The 23,990-nt window shown below is 38.4% G+C and carries 25 protein-coding genes; 23 read left to right on the top strand and 2 right to left on the bottom strand.

The genetic code is table 11. The features are described 5' to 3' along the window. The first annotated feature begins 42 nt into the window (after positions 1–42). From H5S39_RS08750 to H5S39_RS08665, 18 genes are all read left to right on the top strand, one after another. Complete coding sequence (locus H5S39_RS08750) at positions 43–1,314, top strand: solute carrier family 23 protein (protein WP_182596725.1); 1,272 nt, start codon at positions 43–45, stop codon at positions 1,312–1,314. Between the two features lie 291 nt (positions 1,315–1,605). Then, positions 1,606–2,313: a F0F1 ATP synthase subunit A gene (gene atpB / locus H5S39_RS08745; protein ID WP_182596724.1), complete on the top strand. Its 708-nt coding sequence runs from the start codon at positions 1,606–1,608 to the stop codon at positions 2,311–2,313. A gap of 24 nt (positions 2,314–2,337) precedes the next feature. Then, positions 2,338–2,556, top strand: a complete 219-nt coding sequence (gene atpE / locus H5S39_RS08740; protein WP_003666561.1) for a F0F1 ATP synthase subunit C — start codon at positions 2,338–2,340, stop codon at positions 2,554–2,556. A gap of 48 nt (positions 2,557–2,604) precedes the next feature. Next, entirely contained in the window at positions 2,605–3,123 is a 519-nt protein-coding gene (atpF, locus tag H5S39_RS08735) for a F0F1 ATP synthase subunit B (RefSeq protein ID WP_182596723.1), read from the top strand. After that, positions 3,113–3,655 (top strand): ATP synthase F1 subunit delta, encoded by a 543-nt coding sequence (gene atpH, locus H5S39_RS08730; RefSeq protein ID WP_182596722.1) that lies wholly within the window; start codon positions 3,113–3,115, stop codon positions 3,653–3,655. Before atpF ends, atpH begins: the two co-directional genes overlap by 11 nt. A gap of 30 nt (positions 3,656–3,685) precedes the next feature. Beyond that, complete coding sequence (gene atpA, locus H5S39_RS08725; protein ID WP_182596721.1) at positions 3,686–5,221, top strand: F0F1 ATP synthase subunit alpha; 1,536 nt, start codon at positions 3,686–3,688, stop codon at positions 5,219–5,221. 34 nt (positions 5,222–5,255) lie between these two features. Continuing rightward, positions 5,256–6,203: a F0F1 ATP synthase subunit gamma gene (locus H5S39_RS08720; RefSeq protein WP_182596720.1), complete on the top strand. Its 948-nt coding sequence runs from the start codon at positions 5,256–5,258 to the stop codon at positions 6,201–6,203. 25 nt (positions 6,204–6,228) lie between these two features. Continuing rightward, positions 6,229–7,656 (top strand): F0F1 ATP synthase subunit beta, encoded by a 1,428-nt coding sequence (gene atpD, locus H5S39_RS08715; protein WP_182596719.1) that lies wholly within the window; start codon positions 6,229–6,231, stop codon positions 7,654–7,656. An 11-nt stretch (positions 7,657–7,667) separates the two neighbouring features. Continuing rightward, a complete protein-coding gene (locus H5S39_RS08710; RefSeq protein WP_182596718.1) occupies positions 7,668–8,096 on the top strand; it encodes a F0F1 ATP synthase subunit epsilon in 429 nt (142 codons plus the stop codon). A gap of 134 nt (positions 8,097–8,230) precedes the next feature. Continuing rightward, positions 8,231–8,494 carry a DUF1146 domain-containing protein gene (locus H5S39_RS08705; protein ID WP_182596717.1) on the top strand — a complete coding sequence of 88 codons (264 nt, stop codon included), beginning with the start codon at positions 8,231–8,233 and terminating at the stop codon, positions 8,492–8,494. Positions 8,495–8,512: 18 nt separating this feature from the next. Then, positions 8,513–9,829, top strand: coding sequence for a UDP-N-acetylglucosamine 1-carboxyvinyltransferase (murA, locus tag H5S39_RS08700; RefSeq protein ID WP_182596716.1), 1,317 nt, complete (start codon positions 8,513–8,515; stop codon positions 9,827–9,829). A 112-nt stretch (positions 9,830–9,941) separates the two neighbouring features. Continuing rightward, positions 9,942–10,934 carry a rod shape-determining protein gene (locus tag H5S39_RS08695; protein ID WP_182596715.1) on the top strand — a complete coding sequence of 331 codons (993 nt, stop codon included), beginning with the start codon at positions 9,942–9,944 and terminating at the stop codon, positions 10,932–10,934. A 6-nt stretch (positions 10,935–10,940) separates the two neighbouring features. Continuing rightward, on the top strand, positions 10,941–11,174 hold the full coding sequence (gene yidD, locus H5S39_RS08690; RefSeq protein WP_182596714.1) for a membrane protein insertion efficiency factor YidD: 234 nt from the start codon (positions 10,941–10,943) through the stop codon (positions 11,172–11,174). Positions 11,175–11,200: 26 nt separating this feature from the next. After that, a complete protein-coding gene (locus tag H5S39_RS08685) occupies positions 11,201–11,425 on the top strand; it encodes a DUF2969 domain-containing protein (protein ID WP_182596713.1) in 225 nt (74 codons plus the stop codon). Between the two features lie 48 nt (positions 11,426–11,473). Further along, positions 11,474–12,667 (top strand): FtsW/RodA/SpoVE family cell cycle protein, encoded by a 1,194-nt coding sequence (locus H5S39_RS08680; RefSeq protein WP_182596712.1) that lies wholly within the window; start codon positions 11,474–11,476, stop codon positions 12,665–12,667. Between the two features lie 13 nt (positions 12,668–12,680). After that, positions 12,681–12,974, top strand: coding sequence for a glycine cleavage system H family protein (locus tag H5S39_RS08675; protein WP_182596711.1), 294 nt, complete (start codon positions 12,681–12,683; stop codon positions 12,972–12,974). A 300-nt stretch (positions 12,975–13,274) separates the two neighbouring features. Then, positions 13,275–14,411 carry a D-alanine--D-alanine ligase family protein gene (locus H5S39_RS08670; protein WP_182596710.1) on the top strand — a complete coding sequence of 379 codons (1,137 nt, stop codon included), beginning with the start codon at positions 13,275–13,277 and terminating at the stop codon, positions 14,409–14,411. A 426-nt stretch (positions 14,412–14,837) separates the two neighbouring features. Further along, entirely contained in the window at positions 14,838–15,683 is an 846-nt protein-coding gene (locus H5S39_RS08665) for a helix-turn-helix domain-containing protein (protein WP_182596709.1), read from the top strand. Between the two features lie 103 nt (positions 15,684–15,786). Here the strand turns inward: H5S39_RS08665 and H5S39_RS08660 are convergent, their stop codons facing one another. Further along, positions 15,787–16,641: a helix-turn-helix domain-containing protein gene (locus tag H5S39_RS08660; RefSeq protein ID WP_182596708.1), complete on the bottom strand. Its 855-nt coding sequence runs from the start codon at positions 16,639–16,641 to the stop codon at positions 15,787–15,789. Between the two features lie 110 nt (positions 16,642–16,751). Between H5S39_RS08660 and H5S39_RS08655 the strand changes: the two genes are divergently transcribed. From H5S39_RS08655 to H5S39_RS08640, 4 genes are read left to right on the top strand one after another with little or no spacing between them, the layout of a single operon-like run. Continuing rightward, entirely contained in the window at positions 16,752–18,803 is a 2,052-nt protein-coding gene (locus H5S39_RS08655; protein ID WP_182596707.1) for a glycosyl hydrolase 115 family protein, read from the top strand. Positions 18,804–18,821: 18 nt separating this feature from the next. Further along, positions 18,822–20,402, top strand: coding sequence for an MFS transporter (locus tag H5S39_RS08650; protein ID WP_182596706.1), 1,581 nt, complete (start codon positions 18,822–18,824; stop codon positions 20,400–20,402). Between the two features lie 2 nt (positions 20,403–20,404). Then, the gene (locus H5S39_RS08645) at positions 20,405–21,085 is read left to right on the top strand and encodes an SGNH/GDSL hydrolase family protein (protein WP_182596705.1); all 681 of its coding nucleotides are present in this window, start codon (positions 20,405–20,407) and stop codon (positions 21,083–21,085) included. A 14-nt stretch (positions 21,086–21,099) separates the two neighbouring features. Next, on the top strand, positions 21,100–21,438 hold the full coding sequence (locus H5S39_RS08640; protein WP_182596704.1) for a hypothetical protein: 339 nt from the start codon (positions 21,100–21,102) through the stop codon (positions 21,436–21,438). Positions 21,439–21,583: 145 nt separating this feature from the next. Here the strand turns inward: H5S39_RS08640 and H5S39_RS08635 are convergent, their stop codons facing one another. After that, entirely contained in the window at positions 21,584–22,531 is a 948-nt protein-coding gene (locus H5S39_RS08635) for an AraC family transcriptional regulator (protein ID WP_231832877.1), read from the bottom strand. Positions 22,532–22,664: 133 nt separating this feature from the next. Between H5S39_RS08635 and H5S39_RS08630 the strand changes: the two genes are divergently transcribed. Then, a complete protein-coding gene (locus tag H5S39_RS08630; RefSeq protein ID WP_182596703.1) occupies positions 22,665–23,990 on the top strand; it encodes an MFS transporter in 1,326 nt (441 codons plus the stop codon).

The following is a 23,990-nucleotide window of genomic DNA, read 5'->3' as shown; positions in this document are numbered from 1 at the left end:
AAGTGGGGGACTTCAAGGTCGTTTTTTCTTAAGGAGGGTCTTATGGCACACCGTGATAATGTTGTATTAGATGTTGATGAGCGCCCTACCCCAGGACACTGGTTGGGCCTATCATTACAACATATGTTTTCTATGTTTGGTTCAACGGTTTTAGTTCCCATTTTAGTAGGTCTAAATCCCGGGATAGCGCTATTTAGTTCCGGAGTTGGTACGTTGATGTACTTGCTTATTACAAAGCATAAAATTCCAGCTTATATGGGATCAAGTTTTTCGTTTGTTGTTCCCATGATGGCGTTAATGAAGACAACCGGATACCCGGGGATTGCCCAGGGAACGATTGCGGTTGGGTGTGTATATTTAATTGTGGCAATGGTTGTATCAAGAATTGGTTCCCGGTGGATTGATCGAGTTTTACCACCGATTGTTGTCGGACCAATTGTCGTGGTAATTGGTCTTTCATTAGCAGGAACTGCGGCAAAGGACGCTACAATTAATTCGGCAACTGGCAATTATGATTTACGTTTTTTTGCTGTTGCAATGTTAACAATGGTCGTAACGGTAGCGTTTAATATGTACTTTAAGGGTTTCTTAGGCTTGATTCCGATTTTAATGGGGATTGTAGCAGGATATATTATTGCCGTCTTATTTGGAGTCGTTAATTTTACACCGGTTATGAAGGCTCACTGGTTTAGTTTGCCTGCATTCCAATTACCATTTATTAATTATCATCCGCAATTATACTGGGGTGCGATTTTAAGTATGGCGCCGATTGCCTTTGTTACAATGACCGAACATCTTGGTCATATTATGGTCTTAAACGAACTTACAGAGCGTAATTACTTTAAAGATCCTGGCTTAAACCACACCCTGGCTGGGGATGGAACAGCATCAATCATTGCTGGTTTTGTCGGTGGTCCGCCGGTTACGAGTTATGGTGAAAATATTGGTGTGATGGCAATTACACGAGTTCATTCAGTTTATGTTATTGCAGGTGCAGCTGTTTTTGCAATCTGCTTTAGTTTTATTGGTAAGTTAAGCGCGCTAATTGAATCAATTCCTTCACCGGTAATTGGCGGAATTTCATTTCTATTATTTGGGGTGATTGCATCGAGCGGATTACGTGTGATGATTGAAAATAAAATTGACTTTAATGAAAAAAGAAATTTAATGATTTCATCAGTTATTTTGGTTATCGGAATTGGTAATGCTTATCTACAATTGGGAAAGTATCAGTTTTCGGGATTAGCAGTGGCGGCAATCTTAGGAATTATAATGAATCTAATACTGCCAGCAAAAGCAAAGAGTGAGATGTAAATTGTAGATAGTAGCGAGCTTAGGTCGTGTATTTGTTGCTATAAAAGGCAAAACGGTATTAAAGGTTCACAAAAACACAGATTGAAATAAAAAGTTTATAAAAAACTAAAAAGCGCTTTCTTAGTGATGTTATCAGTCGATTAGGAAGGGTCGTTATTACCAAGATTTTTTTGAATTTTAACTAAATTAATGATATATTAACATTCGTAACTTGGGGTAGTTCGTTTTATTTGCAACGTTCGTCCAATTTACAAGCCAAATTATTGTTATAAGGAAAGAGGTGGAATATGAATGGGCGGTGATGCTTTAACTTTTAAGCTTTTCGGACTCACTTTCAATACAACGAATATTGTTTCTGGACTGATTATCTACGCAATCGTGTTCTTCACTCTTTACGGGATGTCACGAAAGATCCAAATGAAGCCTACTGGCGCACAAAACGTATTTGAGTGGTTAGTGGACTTTACTAACGGAATTGTACGAAGTCAGATGCCGGCATCTGAACAAGGACATTATAGCTTTTTTGCCTTTGTCTTATTTGTCTTCATCTTCTTTGCAAACCAATTCGGTTTAATTTTCCAATTCCATTGGAATGGGGCTGAAGTACTTAGAAGTCCAACGGCAGATCCAGTTGTTACGTTAACGCTTTCCTTGATGGTAATGGTATTAGCACATGCTGCAGGGGTTGCTCATAATGGCCTTGGTGGATATCTTAAAGGGTACACTAAACCATTTACTTTGATGCTCCCTGTCAATATCATCGAAGATTTTGCTAACTTCTTGACTCTAGGTCTCCGTATCTTTGGTAACATTTTTGCCGGTGAACTTTTGATGAGTTTAATCGCCAACATGGCATTCTCTCATGGAGCCTTAACCATTATTCCAGGATTGATTTTGGAACTTGCATGGCAAGGATTCTCCGTATTTATTGGTTCAATTCAGGCATATGTCTTTGTAACATTAACGACGGTTTATATTTCTCGGAAGATTTCCGAATAATAATCCCTAAGGAGGAATTTTAAAATGGCATTAGGAGCAATTGCTGCAGGACTCGCGGCTATGGGTGCCGCTATCGGTGGTGGTATCGGTGACGGTATCTTAATCGGACACACTGTTGACAGTATCGCACGTCAACCAGAATTACAAAGTAGATTACAAGCAACGATGTTTATTGGTGTTGGTTTGATTGAAGCCATGCCTATTATTGCCATCGTTATTGGCTTCCTTGTTATGAACAAGTAATTATTTTAATTGAGTTTTTAATTTTTTAAGATAAGGAGGTGTCAATAGATGTTTGTAAACAGTGTGTTAGCTGAATCAAACAGTTTATACATTGGTGACTTAGTATTCTACATCGTTACTTTCATTATCTTGATGTTGTTGGTTAAGCACTTCGCTTGGAAGCCCGTAACGGATATGATGAAAAAACGTGCGGACAAGATTGCTAATGACATTGATAATGCTGCTCGTTCACGTGAAAGTGCCGAAAAAATGGCTGCTAAACGTCAAGCTGAGTTACAAAATTCCCGACAAGAAGCTGCTGAGATTGTAAGTAATGCTAAAAAGTCAGGTGAGACTCAACGAGCACAAATTGTCGAAACAGCACAACAAGATGCACAAGCTCTCAAGCAACAAGCACAACAAGATGCTGAACAGGCACGGCGCGATGCATTAAATAGTGCTAAGGATGACGTTGCAAACTTATCTATTGAGATTGCTTCCAAACTCATCCAAAAAGAATTAAAGGCAGACGATCAAAAAGAATTGATCGATTCCTACATTGAAGGGTTGGTAGAACATGAGTCTTGATAAGAAGACAGTCGCTGAGCGCTATGCAAAGGCACTGTTCGAATTGGTCGATGCTGATAACGAACTCGATCAAACTTATCAAGAACTGATTGCTTTACGCCAAGTCTTTGAGGACAACGAGGGATTGGACGCCGCACTTGCGGGAGTTCAACTGTCACTTGATGAAAAGAAATCATTGATTAAGGATTTAAAGCAAGGTGCTTCAAAGTATGTTGCTAACTTAATCCAAATGGTTTTTGATTACGGCCGCATTGACTGTATGGTCGCAATTATTGATGAGTTTGAACGGCGGTATGACCGTAAAATGAAGCGGATGCATGCTGACGTTACCACAGCGATCCAACTCGATAAACAACAGGCGGATCAACTAAAGACCAATCTTGCAAAGCGTTTTGGCGCTAATGAGATTACATTAACTGAACATGTTGATCCAGAAATTTTAGGTGGGGTTATTGTCCATGTTGAAAATAAGACACTGGATGGCAGCCTCAGCTCAAAGATTAAGCAAATTCGTCGTTTACTAGTTAGATAAATAGATCTTTTTCAAAGAGGTGAGACCTTTATGAGCATTAAAACTGAGGAAATCAGTTCACTCATCAAAAAACAACTCGCCAACTACCAAGATAAAGTATCTGTCGAAGAAACGGGTACTGTTACCTATGTTGGTGATGGGGTTGCTCGTGCCGATGGTTTGGATAACGCCATGGCAGGTGAGTTGCTCGAATTTAGTAACGGGGTCTACGGAATGGCTCAAAACCTCGAAAGTAATGATGTTGGTATTGTTATTTTAGGAGATTACACAGGCATTCGGGAAGGCGACACCGTTAAACGGACGGGTCGAATCATGGAAGTACCCGTTGGTGATGCATTATTAGGACGGGTTGTTGACTCCTTAGGTCGTCCAATTGATGGCCTTGGTGAGATTAAGACAGATAAGACTCGCCCAATTGAACGTAAAGCTCCAGGTGTTATGGAGCGTAAGAGTGTTAGTGTGCCACTTCAAACTGGTATTAAGGTTATCGATGCCTTAGTTCCAATTGGTCGTGGACAGCGTGAATTGATTATTGGTGACCGTAAGACTGGTAAGACTGCCATTGCTTTGGACACCATTATTAACCAAAAGAACCAAGATGTAATTTGTATTTACGTTGCTATTGGTCAAAAGGAATCAACCGTTCGGGCTAGTGTTGAAACCCTTCGGAAATATGGAGCATTAGATTACACAATTGTTGTTTCTGCTAGTGCTTCGAACCCTGCACCAATGTTATATATTGCACCATATGCAGGGGCAGCGATGGGTGAAGAATTCATGTTCAATGGTAAGGATGTATTGATTGTTTATGATGATCTTTCAAAACAAGCTGATGCTTACCGTGAACTTTCATTAATTCTTCGTCGGCCTCCTGGTCGTGAAGCTTACCCTGGTGATATTTTCTATACTCACTCACGGTTGTTGGAACGTGCTGCTCGGTTATCTGATGACCTTGGTGGAGGCTCAATGACTGCTCTGCCAATCATTCAGACTCAAGCAGGGGACGTTTCTGCATATATTCCGACTAATGTTATTTCTATTACTGATGGACAGATCTTCTTAGATTCTGATGAATTTTACGCAGGTCAACGTCCAGCCATTGATGCTGGTACATCTGTTTCCCGTGTTGGTGGTGATGCACAGGTTAAGGCAATGAAGAAGGTTGCCGGTACGTTACGTTTGGATATAGCTTCATACAACGAATTGGCATCATTTGCTCAATTCGGATCTGATTTAGATGCAGCTACACAGGCTAAATTAGCTCGTGGACAGCGGACAATGGAAGTCTTGAAGCAAGGCTTACATGATCCACTGCCAGTAGAAGAACAAGTTGTAACGTTATTTGCTCTTTCTCGTGGTTTCATCGATAAAGTCGAAATTGAAGATGTTCAACGCTATGAAAGTGAATTGGCTGCTTACATGCATGCTAACCACCAAGACCTCTACGACACCATTAAGAAGACTGGTAAGTTACCAGAAGGCGATGATTTGCAAAACGCTGTTGCTAAGTTCTCTGAATCATTTCAGGGTAGCAAGGACAACAAGCAAGTCGCCGAAGAAAAATAGTTATAATGATTAGTCGAAAGGACGGTGAGATTTAGTGCCAGCTTCACTCGCTGCAGTTAAACATAAGATTGATTCCACAAAAAGTACCCGTCAGATTACTTCGGCAATGCAAATGGTTTCAACCGCAAAACTGAATCAAATTCAACACCACACTCAGACCTACGAAGTATATGCTGAGAAGGTTAAGCAAATGTTGTCTGATCTGGTTAAATCTCACAGCGCAACATCTGCAGCTTCGCAAGATGATGTTTACGCTGCACTGTTTAAAAAGCGCGCAGTTAAAAAGACTGGGGTGCTTGTGATTACGTCTGACCGGGGTCTGGTTGGTAGTTACAATAGTAATATCATCAAGCAGACACTAGATATGATGGCTAAGCACAATCTTGATAAGGACAACACCGTATTTTTGACGATTGGTAAGACCGGAACTGAATTTTTTAAGAAACGTGGTATGAATGTTGTTTATGAATATTCAGGCGTTAGTGATGTTCCTACTTATCGTGAAGTGCACAGCATTGTAAAAACTGCTGTTCAGATGTACAGTGATCAGGTTTTTGATGAGATGTACATGGTTTATAGCCACTACGTTAATCGAATCACATCTAAAGTCATTGTTCATGATGTACTTCCAATCACAGAAAAGTCATTACTCGATGAAGATGAGATCAGTACTCAGGGTAACCAAGAATTAAATAATTCTGAAGTAAGTACGGCTCATGTTTCGGCTGAGTATGAGTTTGAACCGTCAGATACGGAAATCATTTCTGCGTTAGTAGCTCAATACGCAGAAAGTTTGATTTATGGAGCGATTCTCGATGCTAAGACGTCAGAACACTCTTCAAGTGCTAATGCAATGCGTTCAGCGACAGATAATGCCGATGATATTATCTCCACTCTCGAATTGCAATATAACCGAGCACGGCAAGCTGCAATTACCACTGAAATTACAGAAATTACTGGTGGAATGACAGCTCAAGAATAATATTTCTAACGTAGGAGGAAACAACATGAGTTCTGGTAAAGTTCTACAAGTTATCGGACCAGTTGTTGATGTTGAATTCCCCTTAGACGAAAAACTTCCTGAAATTAACGATGCTCTGAAGATTAAGGAAAGTGATGGCAAGACTTTAACGACAGAAGTTGCCCTCGAATTAGGTGATGGAGTCGTTCGGACAATTGCCATGGACGGTACTGATGGTCTTCAACGGGGAATGGAAGTTGAAAACACTGGTGCATCAATTAGTGTACCGGTTGGTGATGATACTCTGGGACGAGTATTTAACGTCTTAGGTGAACCTGTTGACAACGGACCGAAATTTGGCCCTGATGCAAAGCGGATGCCTATCCACCGTGATGCACCAAAGTATGATGACCTAAACAATGCTACCGAAATTTTGGAAACAGGGATCAAGGTTATTGACCTGTTAGCTCCATATGTTCGTGGTGGTAAGATTGGTCTATTTGGTGGTGCCGGTGTTGGTAAAACTGTTTTGATTCAGGAATTGATTCATAATATTGCACAAGGTCACAATGGTATTTCAGTTTTCACGGGTGTTGGTGAACGAACCCGTGAAGGTAACGATATGTACTATGAAATGAAGGCCTCTGGAGTTCTTGAAAAGACGGCCATGGTTTATGGTCAGATGAATGAACCACCTGGTGCCCGTATGCGGGTTGCCTTGACTGGATTAACTATTGCGGAATACTTCCGGGATGTAAAAGGTCAAGATGTTCTGCTATTTATTGATAATATCTTCCGGTTTACCCAAGCCGGTTCAGAAGTTTCTGCCCTTTTAGGACGGATTCCTTCTGCCGTTGGTTATCAACCAACCTTAGCTACTGAAATGGGTCAGTTGCAAGAACGAATTACTTCTACTAAGAAGGGTTCAATTACGTCTATCCAAGCCGTTTATGTTCCTGCCGATGACTATACTGACCCAGCTCCAGCAACTACATTCGCTCACTTGGATGCAACTACCAACTTGGAACGTCGTTTGACCCAGATTGGTATTTACCCAGCCGTTGATCCGTTAGCTTCAACTTCAACAGCCCTTACTCCTGAAATTGTTGGTAAGGAACATTATGAAGTAGCTACCCAAGTTCAGCACGTTTTACAACGGTACCATGAACTTCAAGATATCATCTCTATCTTAGGTATGGATGAATTATCAGATGAAGAAAAAACAATCGTTGCACGTGCACGGCGGATTCAAAACTTCCTTTCACAAAGCTTTAGTGTTGCTTCTCAATTTACCGGTTTGCCTGGTAAGTATGTTCCATTAAAAGAAACAATCAAGGGCTTTAAGGAAATTCTTGATGGTAAGTACGATGATCTTCCAGAAGAAGCATTCCGATTAGTTGGACCAATTGAAGACGTTGTTGAAAAGGCAAAGAAAATGAAAGCTGATACTGACGAAGATAGCTCAGAAGACTAGGAGGGATAATTATGGCTGAAAATACTTTTAAGGTCACTATTATTACTCCAGATGGCACCGTCTATGATAATGATAAGGTTACGATGCTTGTGATGAACACTGCTGGTGGACAAATGGGTATCATGGCTAACCACGTACCATTAATTGCTGCGCTAGAGATCAGTACAGTCCGAATTAAACATTCTGAAGGCACTGATGAAGTCGCTGCTGTTAACGGTGGAATCATTCAATTTGATGGTCATAACGCTACAATCGCAGCTGATAGTGCTGAAATGCCTGAAACAATTGACGTTGAGCGTGCTCAAAAAGCTAAGGAACGTTCTGAATCTGCTATTGCAGAAGCAAAGAAGAAGCATAATCAAAATGACTTGTCACGTGCTGAGGTTCACCTTAAGCGTGCAATCAATCGTTTGAAGGCTTCTAAGCAACGCAATATTTAGGCAGTTTGAATTTTAACAATATTAAAGGAATTATGACTAATGTCATGAATCCTTTTTTTTTACTCAAATTGCTATCTTATTTAATATAACATTAAGCTTTTTCATAAAGCGGTAATTTGGTGATGTGATATGATATGATTAAATTTAGTTTAAAAGAAGGTGATCGATTGCAAATTACTGGTTTACGGGCACTGATAGAGATTATTGTCCAACTTGCCTTTGTTTGGTTAGCATTTATTGCTATTCAGGGTATTCATTTTGAACATTTTTTTAACCGACCACCGCGAACGTTACCTTTACTTATTGTTTTAATGGCCACTGGGCTAGGATATTTGTGTGCGACATTTTTCCTCAATATTCTAAGCGCAATTGGCAACTTGACCTATTTAATTCGATAGTTATCACTGGAGGAACTTATGGAGAAAATTATTGTCAAGGGCGGACAACGATTAGCTGGTCGGGTAAAAGTTGAAGGGGCAAAGAATGCAGTTCTGCCAATCCAAGCGGCTGCGATTCTTGCTTCAAGCGGAACTATCCAATTGTCCAATGTCCCAATCTTATCGGATGTAACAACAATGAACCAACTATTACGGTTCTTAAACCTAAAAATAAACTTTGATGAAGAAAATCACTTATTAACACTTGATGCTTCTAACCCGGTGTCGTCTGAAGCACCCTTAGAGTACGTAAGTCGAATGCGAGCCTCAATGGTCGTTTTGGGGCCATTGCTTGCGCGAACCGGGCATGCTCAAATAGCGTTGCCCGGGGGATGTGCAATTGGATCGCGACCAATTGACTTACATTTAAAGGGGCTTCGGCAATTAGGTGCTATTATTGAGCAGCATGATGGTTATTTAGAAGCTCATGCTGAACATTTAATTGGTGACCATATTTATCTTGATTTTCCAAGTGTTGGTGCGACGCAAAATATTATGATGGCAGCAACTCTTGCCCAGGGAATAACAACAATTGAAAATGCAGCCAGTGAACCAGAGATTGTTGATCTTGCAAATATGCTTAATAAAATGGGAGCACGTGTTCATGGCGCCGGGACGGAAGTTATTCGTATTCAAGGTGTTAATTTTTTGCATGGGTGTGAACACCATGTAATGCCGGATCGAATTGAAGCAGGAACATTTATGATTGCTGCAGCTATTACTAATGGTGATGTTGTTGTTGAAGATGCAATTGCTAAACACAATTCTTCATTAATTGCTAAACTTGAAGAAATGGGTGTCACAGTTGTAGTACAACGAGATGGGATTCGGGTATTAGGTACCTCGGTTTTATTACCAACGAATATTAAGACGTTGCCATATCCTGGTTTTCCAACTGACCTACAACCACAGATCTCTGTTTTACAGCTTTTAGCAAATGGGACAAGTACCCTTGATGAGACCATCTTTGAAAAACGCTTTATGCACCTTGAAGAATTAAGGCGAATGAATGCAGAATTTCAAATTAATGGTCCAGTTGCAGTTTTGAATGGTCCAACGCATTTTAGCGGGGCAGAAGTGGCAGCTTCGGACCTTCGAGCAGGAGCAGCCTTAGTTTTGGCTGGACTTGCGGCTGATGGAATTACCCAGGTACGTAATTTGAAATACATTGATCGTGGTTATTATCACCTTCATCAAAAGTTACAGCAATTAGGCGCTAAAATTGATCGCGTTGATGTCGATGATAAAATTAAGCTATCCGTAAAACCATCAAAAAATAAAACAAATCAAGATTAAGGGGATGGGGACCACTAGTGATTTCTGTCTTACCCCTATTTTGTGGTATAATTACGAACGATATTAACGAGTTTAGTGGTAACACTTAACTAGCTAGAAGGAGAAGAAATTAATGGCAAAGGATATTGGAATTGATTTAGGAACTGCCAATGTTTTGATTTATGTTCAGGGCAAGGGCATCGTTCTAAATGAACCGTCTGTTGTTGCGGTTGACACCAAAACCAATAAAGTATTGGCTGTTGGATCAGAGGCTTACCGGATGGTGGGACGGACACCAAGCAACATTCGCGCTATTCGTCCATTAAAAGATGGTGTTATTTCTGATTTTGATGTTACTCAAGAGATGCTTTCCTACTTTATTGGTAAGTTAAGCGTCAAAGGGTTTATGTCAAAGCCTAATATTATGATTTGCGCCCCAACCAACATTACTGAAATTGAGCGTAAGGCAATTATTCAGGCTGCTGAGCAATCAGGCGGTGGAAAGGTCTACCTCGAATATGAGCCGAAAGTAGCCGCAATTGGTGCTGGCCTTGATATATTCAAGCCACGTGGAAACATGGTGATTGATATGGGAGGCGGTACCAGTGATATTGCAATTCTCTCACTAGGTGATATTGTTTCTAGCCAATCAATCCGTATGGCTGGTGACAAGATGAACAGTGATATTGCTTCTTATATTAAGAATAAGCATGGCCTAGTAATCGGTGAACACACTGCAGAAAAAATTAAAATGGAATTAGGGACAGCTTTGCGTGTTGACGACCCAGCAACGATGGATGTTCGTGGTCGTGATGTTGCAAGCGGAATGCCAAAGCAAATTACAGTAAATGAAAACGAAATTGAAGAGGCGTTACATGATACGCTTGAACAAATCGTTTCAGCCGCAATTAGTGTTTTGGAGACGATTCCTCCTGAGCTGGCTAGTGATATTATTGACCGCGGAATAATGTTAACCGGTGGTACCTCATTGCTAAAGGGAATTGACCAATTGTTTAGTGCACGCTTAAAGGTACCGGTTGTTGTTTCACAAGATCCGTTAGATAATGTTGCCAAGGGCGCAGGTGAAATGTTAGAACGAATGCAAAAAACTGAGCGGAAGAAGTAATTGTCGATGGTAAGGATATTATGTAAGTTTATCCGCTGGTATCAGCAAGGAATTTCTGCACGACGACCTTATCGTGTTTGTCGTTTTATGCCGACCTGCTCACAGTATATGCTGGAGGCTTTACAACGGTTTGGCCTAAAAGGGATTTTGTTAGGTTTGTGGCGGATTCTTCGTTGCCAGCCATTCGCACATGGTGGCTTTGATCCTGTACCAAAACATTTTACTTTTCGTCGTCAGTAGCAATAATAGTTATTAAGGGTGAAAAAGTGTCAAAGAAAGATAAAAAAATAGAAGTCAGCGTTAAAGATATTGAACGTCGTAACCAGCCTGTTCAGCAAATTTTCATTGGTGAGCGGTTAATTGGTGAAGTCGTAACTGATAATGAACGTTTCAAGGCGATGCTGATGGGCGACCAGGGCGAGTTTTATGTTCGCTCACAAGAAGAAGGATTAGAAATGGTTCTTCAACAATATCATCTTCACCAGCATTAGTTTGGTGAACCATCCTCTTTAATTAATAGTTTGTAAAGGAGTTTGGTAATGCAACGGTCACAAAATGATGTAGAGAGTCGGATTGACTGGGGAATAATATTTTGTGTTCTCTTGTTAGCCTTAATTGGGCTAGCTTCAATTTATGTAGCAGCAGTGCATGATCGGCAACAGACTAGTGTCGCACGACAGGTTATCACGCAATTAGTTTGGTATGCTGTGGGGACAATCTTAATTGTTGTAATTATGCAGTTTGATGCAGAACAGTTATGGAAATTGGCGCCAATTGTATACTGGTTAAGTGTGTTCCTGATGTTTGCAATTCTGGTATTTTATAGCCGGGCATACTATGCAAGTACAGGGGCAAAAAGTTGGTTTGCAATTGGACCCTTCACTTTTCAACCGTCAGAAATAATGAAACCAGCCTATATTCTGATGATGGGGCGGGTTATTACAACTCATAATAATCGTTATAGTGTTCATACGATTGATTCTGATTGGAAATTAATTGGAACAATGTTTTTATGGTTGCTTCCAATTTTAATCTCATTAAAATTCCAAAACGACTTTGGGACAGGGATGGTTTTCTTTGCAATCTTCTGTGGAATGATCCTTGTGTCAGGGGTTACGTGGCGAATCATTGCACCTGTAGCAATCGCATTAGTTGTCATTGGTGGCTCTGCTTTAGCAATGGTAACCAGTTCTATTGGACGGCAAATTCTTGAACATGTAGGTTTTCAGGCTTATCAGTTTGATCGGGTTGATACTTGGCTCCATCCAGAACAGGATACAACGAACCAGGGATACCAGCTTTGGCAGAGTATTAAAGCAGTGGGATCTGGAGGCATTACAGGAACCGGTTTTAATAATTCAAAGGTATATGTTCCAGTTCGGGAGTCTGATATGATTTTCTCAGTTATTGGGGAAAATTTTGGCTTTATTGGTGGAGTTTTATTGATCCTTATTTATTTATTACTGATTTACTTAATGATTCGAGTAACTTTTGATACAAAAAATGAATTTTACGCATATATTTCGACTGGTGTTATCATGATGATTCTATTCCATGTCTTTGAAAATATTGGAATGAATATAGGATTATTGCCATTAACGGGTATTCCACTGCCATTTATAAGTGCTGGTGGGTCTTCACTAATTGGTAATTTAATTGGAATTGGAATGGTAATGTCGATGCGGTATCACCACCATTCGTATATGTTTAGTAGTAACCGTGAATTTAGATAGCGAGGTTATATAGATGGCAAAGAGTTATTTCTGGGTGAAAGAACAATCTGATGGTACTAAACGGGTTGGGTTAAATGATGCTGGTCGTGATGAACTAGGTTCTGTAAGTTTTATCGATGTACCAGCTGTCGGAACTACACTTAAACAAAATGATAAGTTTATTGCAGTTGAGGCAGAGAAAGCAGTAACAGATGTTGATAGCCCAATTGATGGTAAAATTGTTAAAGTTAACGAAAACATTGTTGATGATCCAGCTGGATTAAATTCAAGTGATGAAGAAAAAAACTGGATTGTTGAAGTAAAATAATTGCAGGTAGGAAGATAGAAGCTGGGAAGTAACATCTCTAGCCTCATCACGTTTCATAAGTATAGAGCTCCAGGGTTCGGTTTTTAACCAGCACTGGAGCTCATTTAATATACTACGTGTAAAGTACCTATGTCACAGCTCCTAGCTGATTCTGGATGTTTTAGTCCTGGTAAAAAAGTAATTGATTTTCAAAAGGAAAAATGTTTATAATTTATGGCCTTGGCAGATCTTTAGGGTTCATGTTATACTTAAAGTTCTAGGAAAACGGTTAAGATAAAAATATTTAAGGTGGTATTTACTATGACCAAGAAATTACACATCGCTTTATTATTTGGCGGAAACTCCTCTGAGCATGATGTGTCAAAGCGATCAGCACATAATATTTATGATGCTCTTGATAAGGATAAATATGACGTAAGCTTGTTTATGTTTACCAAGGATGGAATTTTACTTAATAATGAGGCATCACAAAGAATCTTTGATGGTGAGTCAGAGGATGAGGTGGTTGAAGATGCATATCAAAAGATGGATCTTTCTAGTCCGCTTGCACCAATTATGGCATTAAATGAACAAAAGGAGATAGATTTCTTCTTCCCTGTTATTCACGGAAACCTAGGGGAAGATGGAACGATCCAAGGCTTGTTTAAACTCCTTAACAAACCGTATGTTGGTTCCAATATTTCAGCAAGTGCCATGGCATTTGATAAGGATCTTACTAAAAAGATTATCACTCAAGCTGGAATACGGAATACCCCGTATGTTTTAGTGACGCCAGAAAATCGTGCTGATTATTCTTGGGGACGGATTGAGGAAAAGTTGGGCAATCTGACGTTTATAAAGCCAGCTAAGCAAGGCTCATCAGTTGGAATCCATCGGGTAACGAATGCGGAAGAATACGAAGCAGCTCTTGATGATGCTTTTAAATACGATTACAAGGTATTAGTGGAGCAAGGGATCGATCGGCCACAAGAAGTTGAGATTTCTATTCTTGGGAATGAACACCCGATTGCATCTAAGTTAGGAGCAGTACGCGTACCTAAAGATGATTTGTTCTATGATTATGAGAATAAATTCGTTGATGCAAGTGGAGTAGTCTTTGAATTGCCAGTCAAATTGCCGCAATACTTAGTAGACGAGATTACTGATATGGCATTAAAGGCATACCAGGCATTGGGGATGAAGGGAATGGCTCGAATTGATTTCCTCGTGGATAGTAATAATGTACCTTATCTTGGTGAGCCAAATACATTACCAGGATTTACCAATATCAGTCTTTATCCGCAAATGTGGGAAGTTTCAGGGATTTCGTACTCGGATTTAATTGACCGACTAATTCAATTGGGACTTGAAGAATTTGAACGTAATAGCAAGATTAAGTATGATTTCCGTAAGCTCGGTACTGAACGTGTAGGACAAAAGAAATACAATAATGACTAGACAACAATAAGAGTAAGAATGTTGGCAGAAGCAATATTCTTACTCTTATTCTTCTAATGAGTAAATGTAAGTAAATATTTTGCAAAGTTAGGGAAAATCAGCTATATTAGGATTGAAGTAAAACGCTGTTATAATATAATATATATATTATAGTTTTATAAAAGTGTTATTTAACCCTCTGAATATGTTAATTCAGCGTTCAAGGTTACTGGGGGTGACAAGAGAAAGTAACCATTGAATTATTTAGATATGCAAGAAAACAAGCCTTGCAATTATGAATTAATTTATAGCATATAAAAAGCGGTGATTATCATTAAATTAATGAAAAGCCTGTTGGTATTAGTGGTATAATACGATTGGCGGAAGTGTAGCTTATAACGGATTTATTTTTAATAATTCAACAATTATGATGAAGGAAGGTAAACAATGAAACTCCGAGGAGACCTATTAAAACAAATTCGTCGCAAGCGCGGATTATCTCAGACAGCTTTAGCTGAGGGAATCTGCACTCAAGCGACAATTAGCTTAATGGAAAAACAAAATCGCTTACCCAAAATGGATATTTTAACGGCAATATGCGAGCGTTTAAATATTTCTTCTGATCGAATTGTCGAAAATGAAGTTAGTGGAATCAATGAAACATTTAATCAGATTGTTGACAACTTGATTTCTCGTAATTTTGAAGATGCTTCAATACTCTTAAAGAAAGTCCATGTTAAGAATCTAGAGAGTGATTTTGATAAGCAACGTTACTACTACCTAGTTGGAATGGTTCAAGTAGAAAGTGACCAATTAGATGAGGCTATTTTTAACTTTGAATTAGTATTAACACAATTTGCTACTACTAGTGCAAACATTTACCTCGCGATGACAACTGCAGGAATGGCATTGGCCTACTTGAAACGTGGTGATAAAGAACGAGCAGCACGTTTAACAACTCGCTCAGTAAAGTTAATTGAAAATAAAAAATTGATTGGGAGCCTCCATCGATGGGCCTCAATCGACTGTCAGATTGCAGAATTATATCTTCAACTTGACGATCCAGACAATGCAATTAAAATTGCTAATAAGGGGATTGAGCTATGTCGAGAACATGATTCCTTATTCTTATTAGATGAACTATACCTTTGCATTGGACGGAGCTATATCTTAAAAGATGATGCAAAGAATGCTAAGGAGGCATTAGAAATAGCCAAAAGCCTTAGTATTGCCCGAAATGGTTCCGTTACAGAAGATACAATTCTATTAGAACTAAAGAATTTGGAAGTATAACAAAATAGAAACAGCAACATTAGGGAATTTTTAATGTTGCTGTTTTTTTATTCTATTTGATATGATACCTACAACTTTTTAAGCATATCTTATTATTTAAAAACTATTTAATGTGTAGTCTTCGAAATTTTCCGGGAGAGATTCCGATAGTTTCTGTAAAGGCACGGATAAAACTGCTGTAATTTTTATAACCACACATTTGAGCAGTTTTACTAAGTGTTTCGCCTTCTGCTAGTAAGCGACGAGCTTTTTCTAATCGAGTTAGTTTAATATATACGTGAATGGAAAGACCAATTTCTTTACGAAAATAGCGATTAAGGTAATCAGGATTCAAGAAGAAGTAATTAGCTAGATGGTTAAGCGAAAGATCGTGATCGAGGTTAGTATCAATATAGTCTAAAAGTTGTTGAAGTCTTGTTGGCTGAGGATTGATTTCCTCGGCCTTTTTTCTATGTACAGCTTTATTTGCGATTAACAATAATTCTGCCTGAAGGATATTCAAATTGATATCAACACCAAATCCATTTTTTCCAAGCAGCATTATTACTTGATGACAAAGATTAACAAAGTGATTTGCCGTTGTCTGATTTAGATGTACAACATTGATATCCCACTTTAAGGGAAGTTTTGTAAAACACTGCATTAAGTCTGTATCGGCAGTAGAAAGTTCCTTGATTTTTGCCGTTTGAATATTAATAAAAATTCGTTCATATTTTGTTGCTGTTAATGTGTAAGCACGATGCCAAGTACCGGCAGGAATAATGATTAAATCAAAAGGATGCGGTTTAAAAACAATTTTCTTAGAAAAGAATTGAACATTGCCGCTCAGAAATAGAAGTAATTCAACATGGTTAATATGATGATGGAATGGACTTGCATGGTGTTTATCTAGGTGATGAAAACATACTATCTGTTGATTAATTGTTCCATCTAGTGGGAAATCATCATAATGTTTCAACTTAAAGGTCTCCTTTTGCAATAAATGAGTCTTATTTAGCAAAGATTATATCTTATTAAGCGCTTACAATCAATGGTGTAAAGTTAATTAAGCAGTAAAGGGGGATAAAGATGACGACAGCAGGATTTGAAATTTCAAGGAATACGCAGGTAACGATATCAGATGTTACAAATCCAATTTTAAAAAATGCTCAAGCTATTCTTCAACGGGATATTAGCAAAACAACATTTGCAAACAAAGAGAAGAATGAGATTTGTCTGGTACTTGATCATGACACAGTGTCGCAATCAGAAAAATATGACTTTAATTTAGAAGAAGGAAAGGTGACTATTAAGTCAACAAGTTCTATTGGTGTGATGTATGGGGCCTTGTCAGTCTCTCGTTCGGTCCTTGGAATTGATGATTTTTGGTACTGGATGGATACGCCGATTGATCGGAAAGAGAGTGTTTTATGGACCAATTTTAATTTGCGTTTGCCAAAATATAAAACTAAGTACCGTGGGTGGTTTATTAATGACGAATTACTGTTGATGAAGTGGGAGGATCATGATTCTAACTCGTATGTATGGCAACGTGCCTTTGAAACAGCTTTAAGGGTCGGCTGCAATGTAATTATTCCTGGGACGGACCTGACCTCTCATAAGAATCGTCAAACTGCTAGTGAGTATGGATTAATTATTGCTCAACATCATGCGGAACCACTTGGAGCAGCAATGTTTGCTCGAAAGTATCCTAACCTAACGGCCTCATATATTAAATATCCTAACTTATTCCGCCGATTATGGAAGGATGCTATTTTGGCCCAGCGAGGACTAAAGGTTGTCTATAGTTTGGGATTTCGTGGCCAGGGTGATAAGCCTTTTTGGAAAGATGATGATAGTCGGGAATGGACGAAAAAAGCTATTTCCCGGGTAATAAATCAGATTATTAAAGAACAATATGAAATGGTAAAAAAATATGATCCAGATGCTCCGATGGCAATTAATATCTATGGAGAATTGACGGGACTTTACCGTGACGGACTTCTTGAATTACCAGATGATGTTATTGAAATATGGGCAGATAGCGGGTATGGGAAGATGGTTTCTCGTCGCCAAGGAATTGATAACCCCCGAGTGCCAATCCTTAATGTTCCCAATCCACACCACCGTCAACGGGGATTATACTGTCATGCTGGTTTTCATGATTTACAAGCATCGAACTTTTTAGGTTTGATGTCGAATAGTCCGGCCTTTGTATCGAGTGAACTGTGTAAAGCGCGGCAAAATAACATGGATACAATTGAACTGGTAAATACGGGAAATATTAAGCCTCATATACTTTATCTTCGCGAATATGCAAAATCATGGCGTGAAGATTATCAGGAGCGGAGTTTAACTGAAATTCTTAGTGAGTATGTTGAAACTTATTATAGTGAATCGAGGAATAAGCTAGTTCAATACTATAAGCAATATTGGGAAAATGTCGTTCAGTATGGAGAGCATGAGGATGAAACAGCTGGTGATGAGTTTGCACCATTTCTTATTCGCCGAATTATTCAAGCATGGGTTACGCCAAATGGAAAATTAACTGACGCTGGTTGGCTGGTTAATGAAGGATCGCTTAGCGCTGATTTAAAGAAGATTAAAGCAATAGTTGAACCATCCTTGCCAAGGTGGGCAGCACTTATTCGTAATTTAGAAATATTATTGTTAGAAATGAAGGATCAGCATAATCGAAACGTTCTTTATGGCGATTTATATATGAGTGCCATTAATCAATCAGCTGGTCTGCATGCACTGGTAAATTTAATTAAGGCATATGAGATTACTCAGGAAGCTCATGAAAAGGACGACTTAATTTATGCATTTTTACAAGCCGATAATGCAGTTCGAATGATGAATAAGATTTTGGTAGTAATTAAAAATAATCCATCACCCAAATGGAGAGATTTTTATGAAAATGATGCAGATAATGATGTGCCATTGACTGTCAAAAAATTAAAGTTTTTACGTCAATATTTACGCAATCTTGGTGATACCGCTGATGAAGATGACTGGGAACGACGGTTTATAAAGTTACCAGGTGATGCGCGGGTAATGACTTTGTGGACGACACATCGTGAAATGTCAGATGCCAAATTAGCAGATAAACTACGCGAAATTTTAATTGATAAGCTTTAATAGTAAAGGAGAAATATTATGAATAATGATCATAGTTCTCAATCAGTTATTCATGATGGTTGGGATGAATATAAGAACCGAAAAATCTATCAGAAACGTGGAAAAATTGGAATTTGGCGATCAATTGGTTTTGGAACGTTTTCATTTTTTAGTATCTCAATGCAAGGATTAGTTGGTGCCTGGCTCTTGTTCTTCTACACAACCTTCTGTGGACTGTCAGCTGGACAAGGGGCAACTATTTTCCTAATTGGACGGGTTGCCGATGCGATTGCTTCACTATTTATGGGAAACATTTCAGATAATATTTATAAGTATAAGTTAGGGCGAAAATATGGTCGTCGACATATCTTTATTCTTGCTGCCATTCCTTCAGTACTAGTGCCAATTACTCTATGGATTGCCGGAATGTCATACTGGTACTACCTTATTACCTATCTGATTACGACGATTTTGATGTCAATCTTACAAATTCCGTGGGAAACATTACCTAATGAAATGACCAAGGACTTTAATGAACGTACCTACTTATCAACCACGCGGATGGTAATTGCTGGACTTGGTGGAATGCTTACCCAATTTATCCCGGCAATGCTTTTCAAGTTCTATCCAAAGACCTCACCAGAGCCATATTTTATTATGCAGGTTATTTTCTCTGTTGTAACAGTTTTCTTAATTTGGATTTGTTACAAGACTACTTGGGAACATTTTGTCACTAAAGCCGAAGCAAAGCGCTTAGCGGCAGAAGCAAAAGAGCAAAATGGTGGAAATGGAAGTAGCCTAAAGGCAGAATTAAAGAATTACTTCTCAACTTTTAAGATTAAAACTTTCCGGATTCACATGGGAATTTACCTTAGTTCTTATTTTGCATCTGTATTATTTAGTACGGTATTTGTTTATTACATTGTTTATGTATTAGGCAAGTCAACTAGTACCTCTGGATTTTTGCAATCATTGAGCATCATCTCAGTTCCAGTTACGATTATTGCCGGGATTGTAATTACTAAGGTTAGCTACCGGGCAATGGACCTCTTTGGTTATTCCTTAATTCTAATTAGTGCAATTATGTGGGGAATTATTGCGATGATTAAACCCGGACATATGATGGTTTACTTGGTTATCGGAATGGTTCTTTACGAAATTGGCTTGTATATCCTTTACTTTACTCCATGGAATGCTTTTCCATTCATTCCTGATTTAGACACCTTGGTTACTGGTAAAAATCGTTCTGGATTATTTGCTTCGGTAATGGTTTTTATTAATCAAATTAGTCAAGGCCTTGCTGGTGTTGTTGCCGGTTACCTATTAGACTTTGCCGGGTTTAAGAAGTCAGCTACTGGTGCCTTAGCCCAACCCCACAGTGCCATTTTAATGATTACCTTAATTATGTCTGTCGGTGTTGGTGGCTTTATTCTCTTAGCAATGTTCTTTGCCAGTCGTTTCCACTTGAGCAAGAAGAGCTTTAAGGTTCTATCAACTGAATTAGTTCGTCTTCAAAAGGGTGGCAGTATGAAGGATGTCGATCCACATACTAAGGCTGTTTGTGAAGACCTAACCGGTGTTAAATATGATTCAATTACTTATTGGAAGAAGAATGATTAATAATGGATGAAAAAGAATTAGTTACAATTGAAAAAGCAGTTTTCCCATATATGAATGAACCAATTACCTGTATTGGTGATAGCTTCACTCATGGAGCGGCTGCACGCCCGGATATTTCGAGCTATGTATCGCGAATGACTAAATATTTAGGAACTACACCCCGCAATACTGGCGTTGGCGGCGCTACGATTGCTAAAGGTGATGATGAGAGAGGCTTTATCGGTGATCAGATTAAGGATGTTGAAGGACAGAAGGTAATTACAATCTTTGGTGGGACCAATGACTTTGCTGGTAACCGGCCAATTGGGTCAGTTAAGGATCCGGCTGACAAGGTCACTACCTTTTGCGGAGCACTTAAATATATGATTACAAATTTGGCAAAGCAGAATCCATCAACTAAGTTCTTGTTGATAACTCCTGCTAAGTCTAATCATGCAGATTGGCGGTTGTATGATGATGGTGGTAACTTACGAAAAAATGACCTTGGCAACACATTTAGTGATTATGTAGAGGCGGTTAAAGATGTTGGCAAATATTTCGCTATTCCAGTTTTGGATATCTTTAATGAAGGCAACTACAACCCGTACCTATTTCCTAATTTATCATTAGAAGGTTTACATCCCAACGCGGAGGGACATGAACGCTTAGCTAAGACGATTGCTTATAAGATAAATTCACTATAGAGGAGCGATTAATTATGACTCAGGATGATTGGCGTGAGGCATTAAAGTCAGAGAAGAAATTTAACGATTTTATTGTAAATTACTTTAAAAAGCATAAACAATTAAGCGGAAATTATGATATTCCGGCTTATTATGAACATTATACCGTTAAATTAGACAGTAACGATGGCTTAATTATTACCCTAACTACGGGGATGAACCAAGGTGGCTCGTCAGTATTGCCGTATAAGCAAACTGAGAAAATGTCAATTGAGGACTTCCGGCGTCTGCTTCTCCACAAGAAATTTGCCGATGAAAAAATGTCATTAGCAGATGTTTTTCAAGTACTTGCAGGTGTTCCAGATAAAGATTAATAGCGGGTTATTGAAAGGAGGGGATATAAGCAAGCCATTATAGACATCCTTATTTCACAACAAATAATATCTTTAAGTAAAAGCGACTAACTCAGCGGGAAGGGTTAGTCGTTTTTAATTTGATTAAAAGTATTTTGTAGCATAGTTAATAATGTCTCAATTCCTTTTTTTGTGGTGCCTCACCAGGATCGGGAATATCGGTAAGGTGTTTTGTAATCTCTTCTGGAATAGGTAGAATGGGACTGATAGTTTGATTGTTATGATAGATATCATTGAATTGAGTACGATATTGACTAGGAGTTAGGCCAGTACTTTGTTTAAATTGACGAAGAAAAAGTTTTTCATTTGTAAAATATGAATTATTTGCAACTTCTTTAACAGAAAGATTAGTTCTAATTAATAAAGCCTGGGCAGTTTCGAGTTTTAACTTTAATAAGTATTTTTTAGGACTTATGCCTACTACTTTTTTAAATAATCGTGAAAGGTATTGTGGATTAATTTGGAGATATTTAGCCATATCAGCAACGGTTGGTGATTGGTAAATATTTGTTCTAATCCATTCTTTTAGTTCGTTAATTTTGGTCTCCTTTTCAGATTTCTTTGTTGAAGCTTTAAATAAGTTTTTGCTTAATTCGATGAGGATAATTGAGATGAAGTGATTTGCAGCTAAACGATCATCATAGTTTTGATTATTTAATGCTAATAATTGATGAATTAAAATAATAATTTGGCTTTGGTTAGTAAAAGTTGCTAATTGTGGAAGAAAAATGTACTTTGTTATATTTTTAGGTACTTTAGAAATAATTAGTGTATTCTTAGGCAAGAAAAAATGCAGCCAGTAAAACTCAATATCGTTAGGCGAAGGGTGATAACCAATCATGGTGGTAAATGGGGGAATGATAATAAATTCACCGGTTTGAACCTTAAAATCCTTATTTTCTATTTTTAGGTATAGTGGACCTTTAGTACAAAGAATTAGTTCGTAATCACCACGATGATATCGTTTAGCGTGTTGCCATCCCGTATTAGCATTGAATAAGCCACCAATCATAAAGGTTAATCGTTTATTGGGATCAAAACAGTAATAATTCAAATTGCTTCCTCCTGATAGTCAAAAAAGTGTACCATTATTTACATTTTAGCAGTTTATCCGAGAATTGAAAGGGGTATCATAATAACTGTAGAAAGCGTTTTCTAACTCTATTAATAATATGTAGGTGGATAAAATGTTAAACCATAATTCAGGATCTAAAGTGGGTGAAACACTAAGTATTGATCCAAGTACAATTTCGCCTGAAACTGGGAAGCCATGGCCTAAATCAACTTTTTGGCGCTTCCTTATTGCATTCATTATTTTCGGTGTTTTGAACAACGCTGCCTTTACGTTAAATGGGGCTGTCCTGCTTCCACAGCACATTAAGGACGTAGGAATTGCTAACCCAACAGCGGCATATGGAATCATTACTTCTGTGACATCATTGGTATCATTATTTGTCGGATATATTTGGGGAACTCTTTCTGACAAAACCCGTTCACGATTTGGTAAGCGAACTCCTTGGATTTTCTTTGGATCTTTTGTAGCTGGAATTGGGCTTTATGCTTTGGGAATTTTTAAGACAACTTCAGGGTTAACAATGGCCTATATTCTTAATACCTTAGGGCAAAATGCTATTCAAACACCGATGTATGCTTTTCTAGCTGATCGTGCTCCTAAAAATGTTCGTGGTACATTATCGGCTGGATTTGGTGCTACTTCGGTGGGGGCACCAGTTGGACAATTTATTAGTTCTTACTTTTTAGGACAACCTTACCAAAATTGGGGATTTGTTGTTGGTGGTATTTTAATTACCGTTTCTGGGCTAGTTGTTTTATTAATTACACCGCGTGAGAAGTCTTCTGCTGATATGGTTGTTAATAAAAATGAAAATTTAATCAGTGTGCTAGCGACCCTGTTACCGCCAAAACTAACTGGTGCCCATGACTTTTATAAGGCATGTGCTGGTCGGTTCTTAGTGATGACTAGCTATACAATGATTTTTCAATATTTGTTATATATTTTAGAAAATCATATTGGTTTATCGACCCTAGCAGCTGCTCGGGCGATGAATAAATTATCTATCTTTACGTTAATTGTTTCATTAATTGGTCTTGCCTTCTCTGGCCCAATTTCTGATAAGATTAGGGCTCGGAAGATACCTGTTACTTTTGGTGGAATTTTATTGATTCTTGGTACTTTAAGTTTGGTTATATTTAGGACAGTTAACGGTGTAATTGGATATGTTGTGCTAGCCGGATTAGGTTATGGTATTTATCTGGCAGTTGATATGGCACTAAATATTGATGTTATCCCCAAAAAAGCAAAAGAAAATGAAACAACCGGAAAGTATGTCGGGTTTGGTAATCTAACTAATACGGCTGGGCAAATGGTTGCACCAGCTGCGACTTCAATGATTGTTACAGCTACTAATAGCTATACCTTAGTTTTCTGGGTTTCAATTCTTATAACAATAGTTGGAACAGCATTTATTTTATGGATTAAGCACGTTAAATAG

Source organism: Limosilactobacillus rudii (assembly GCF_014145455.1).
GTDB classification, from domain to species: Bacteria; Bacillota; Bacilli; order Lactobacillales; family Lactobacillaceae; genus Limosilactobacillus; species Limosilactobacillus rudii.
Note: the sequence above shows the minus strand (reverse complement) of the source record. Positions and strands in the feature narration are given on the sequence as shown.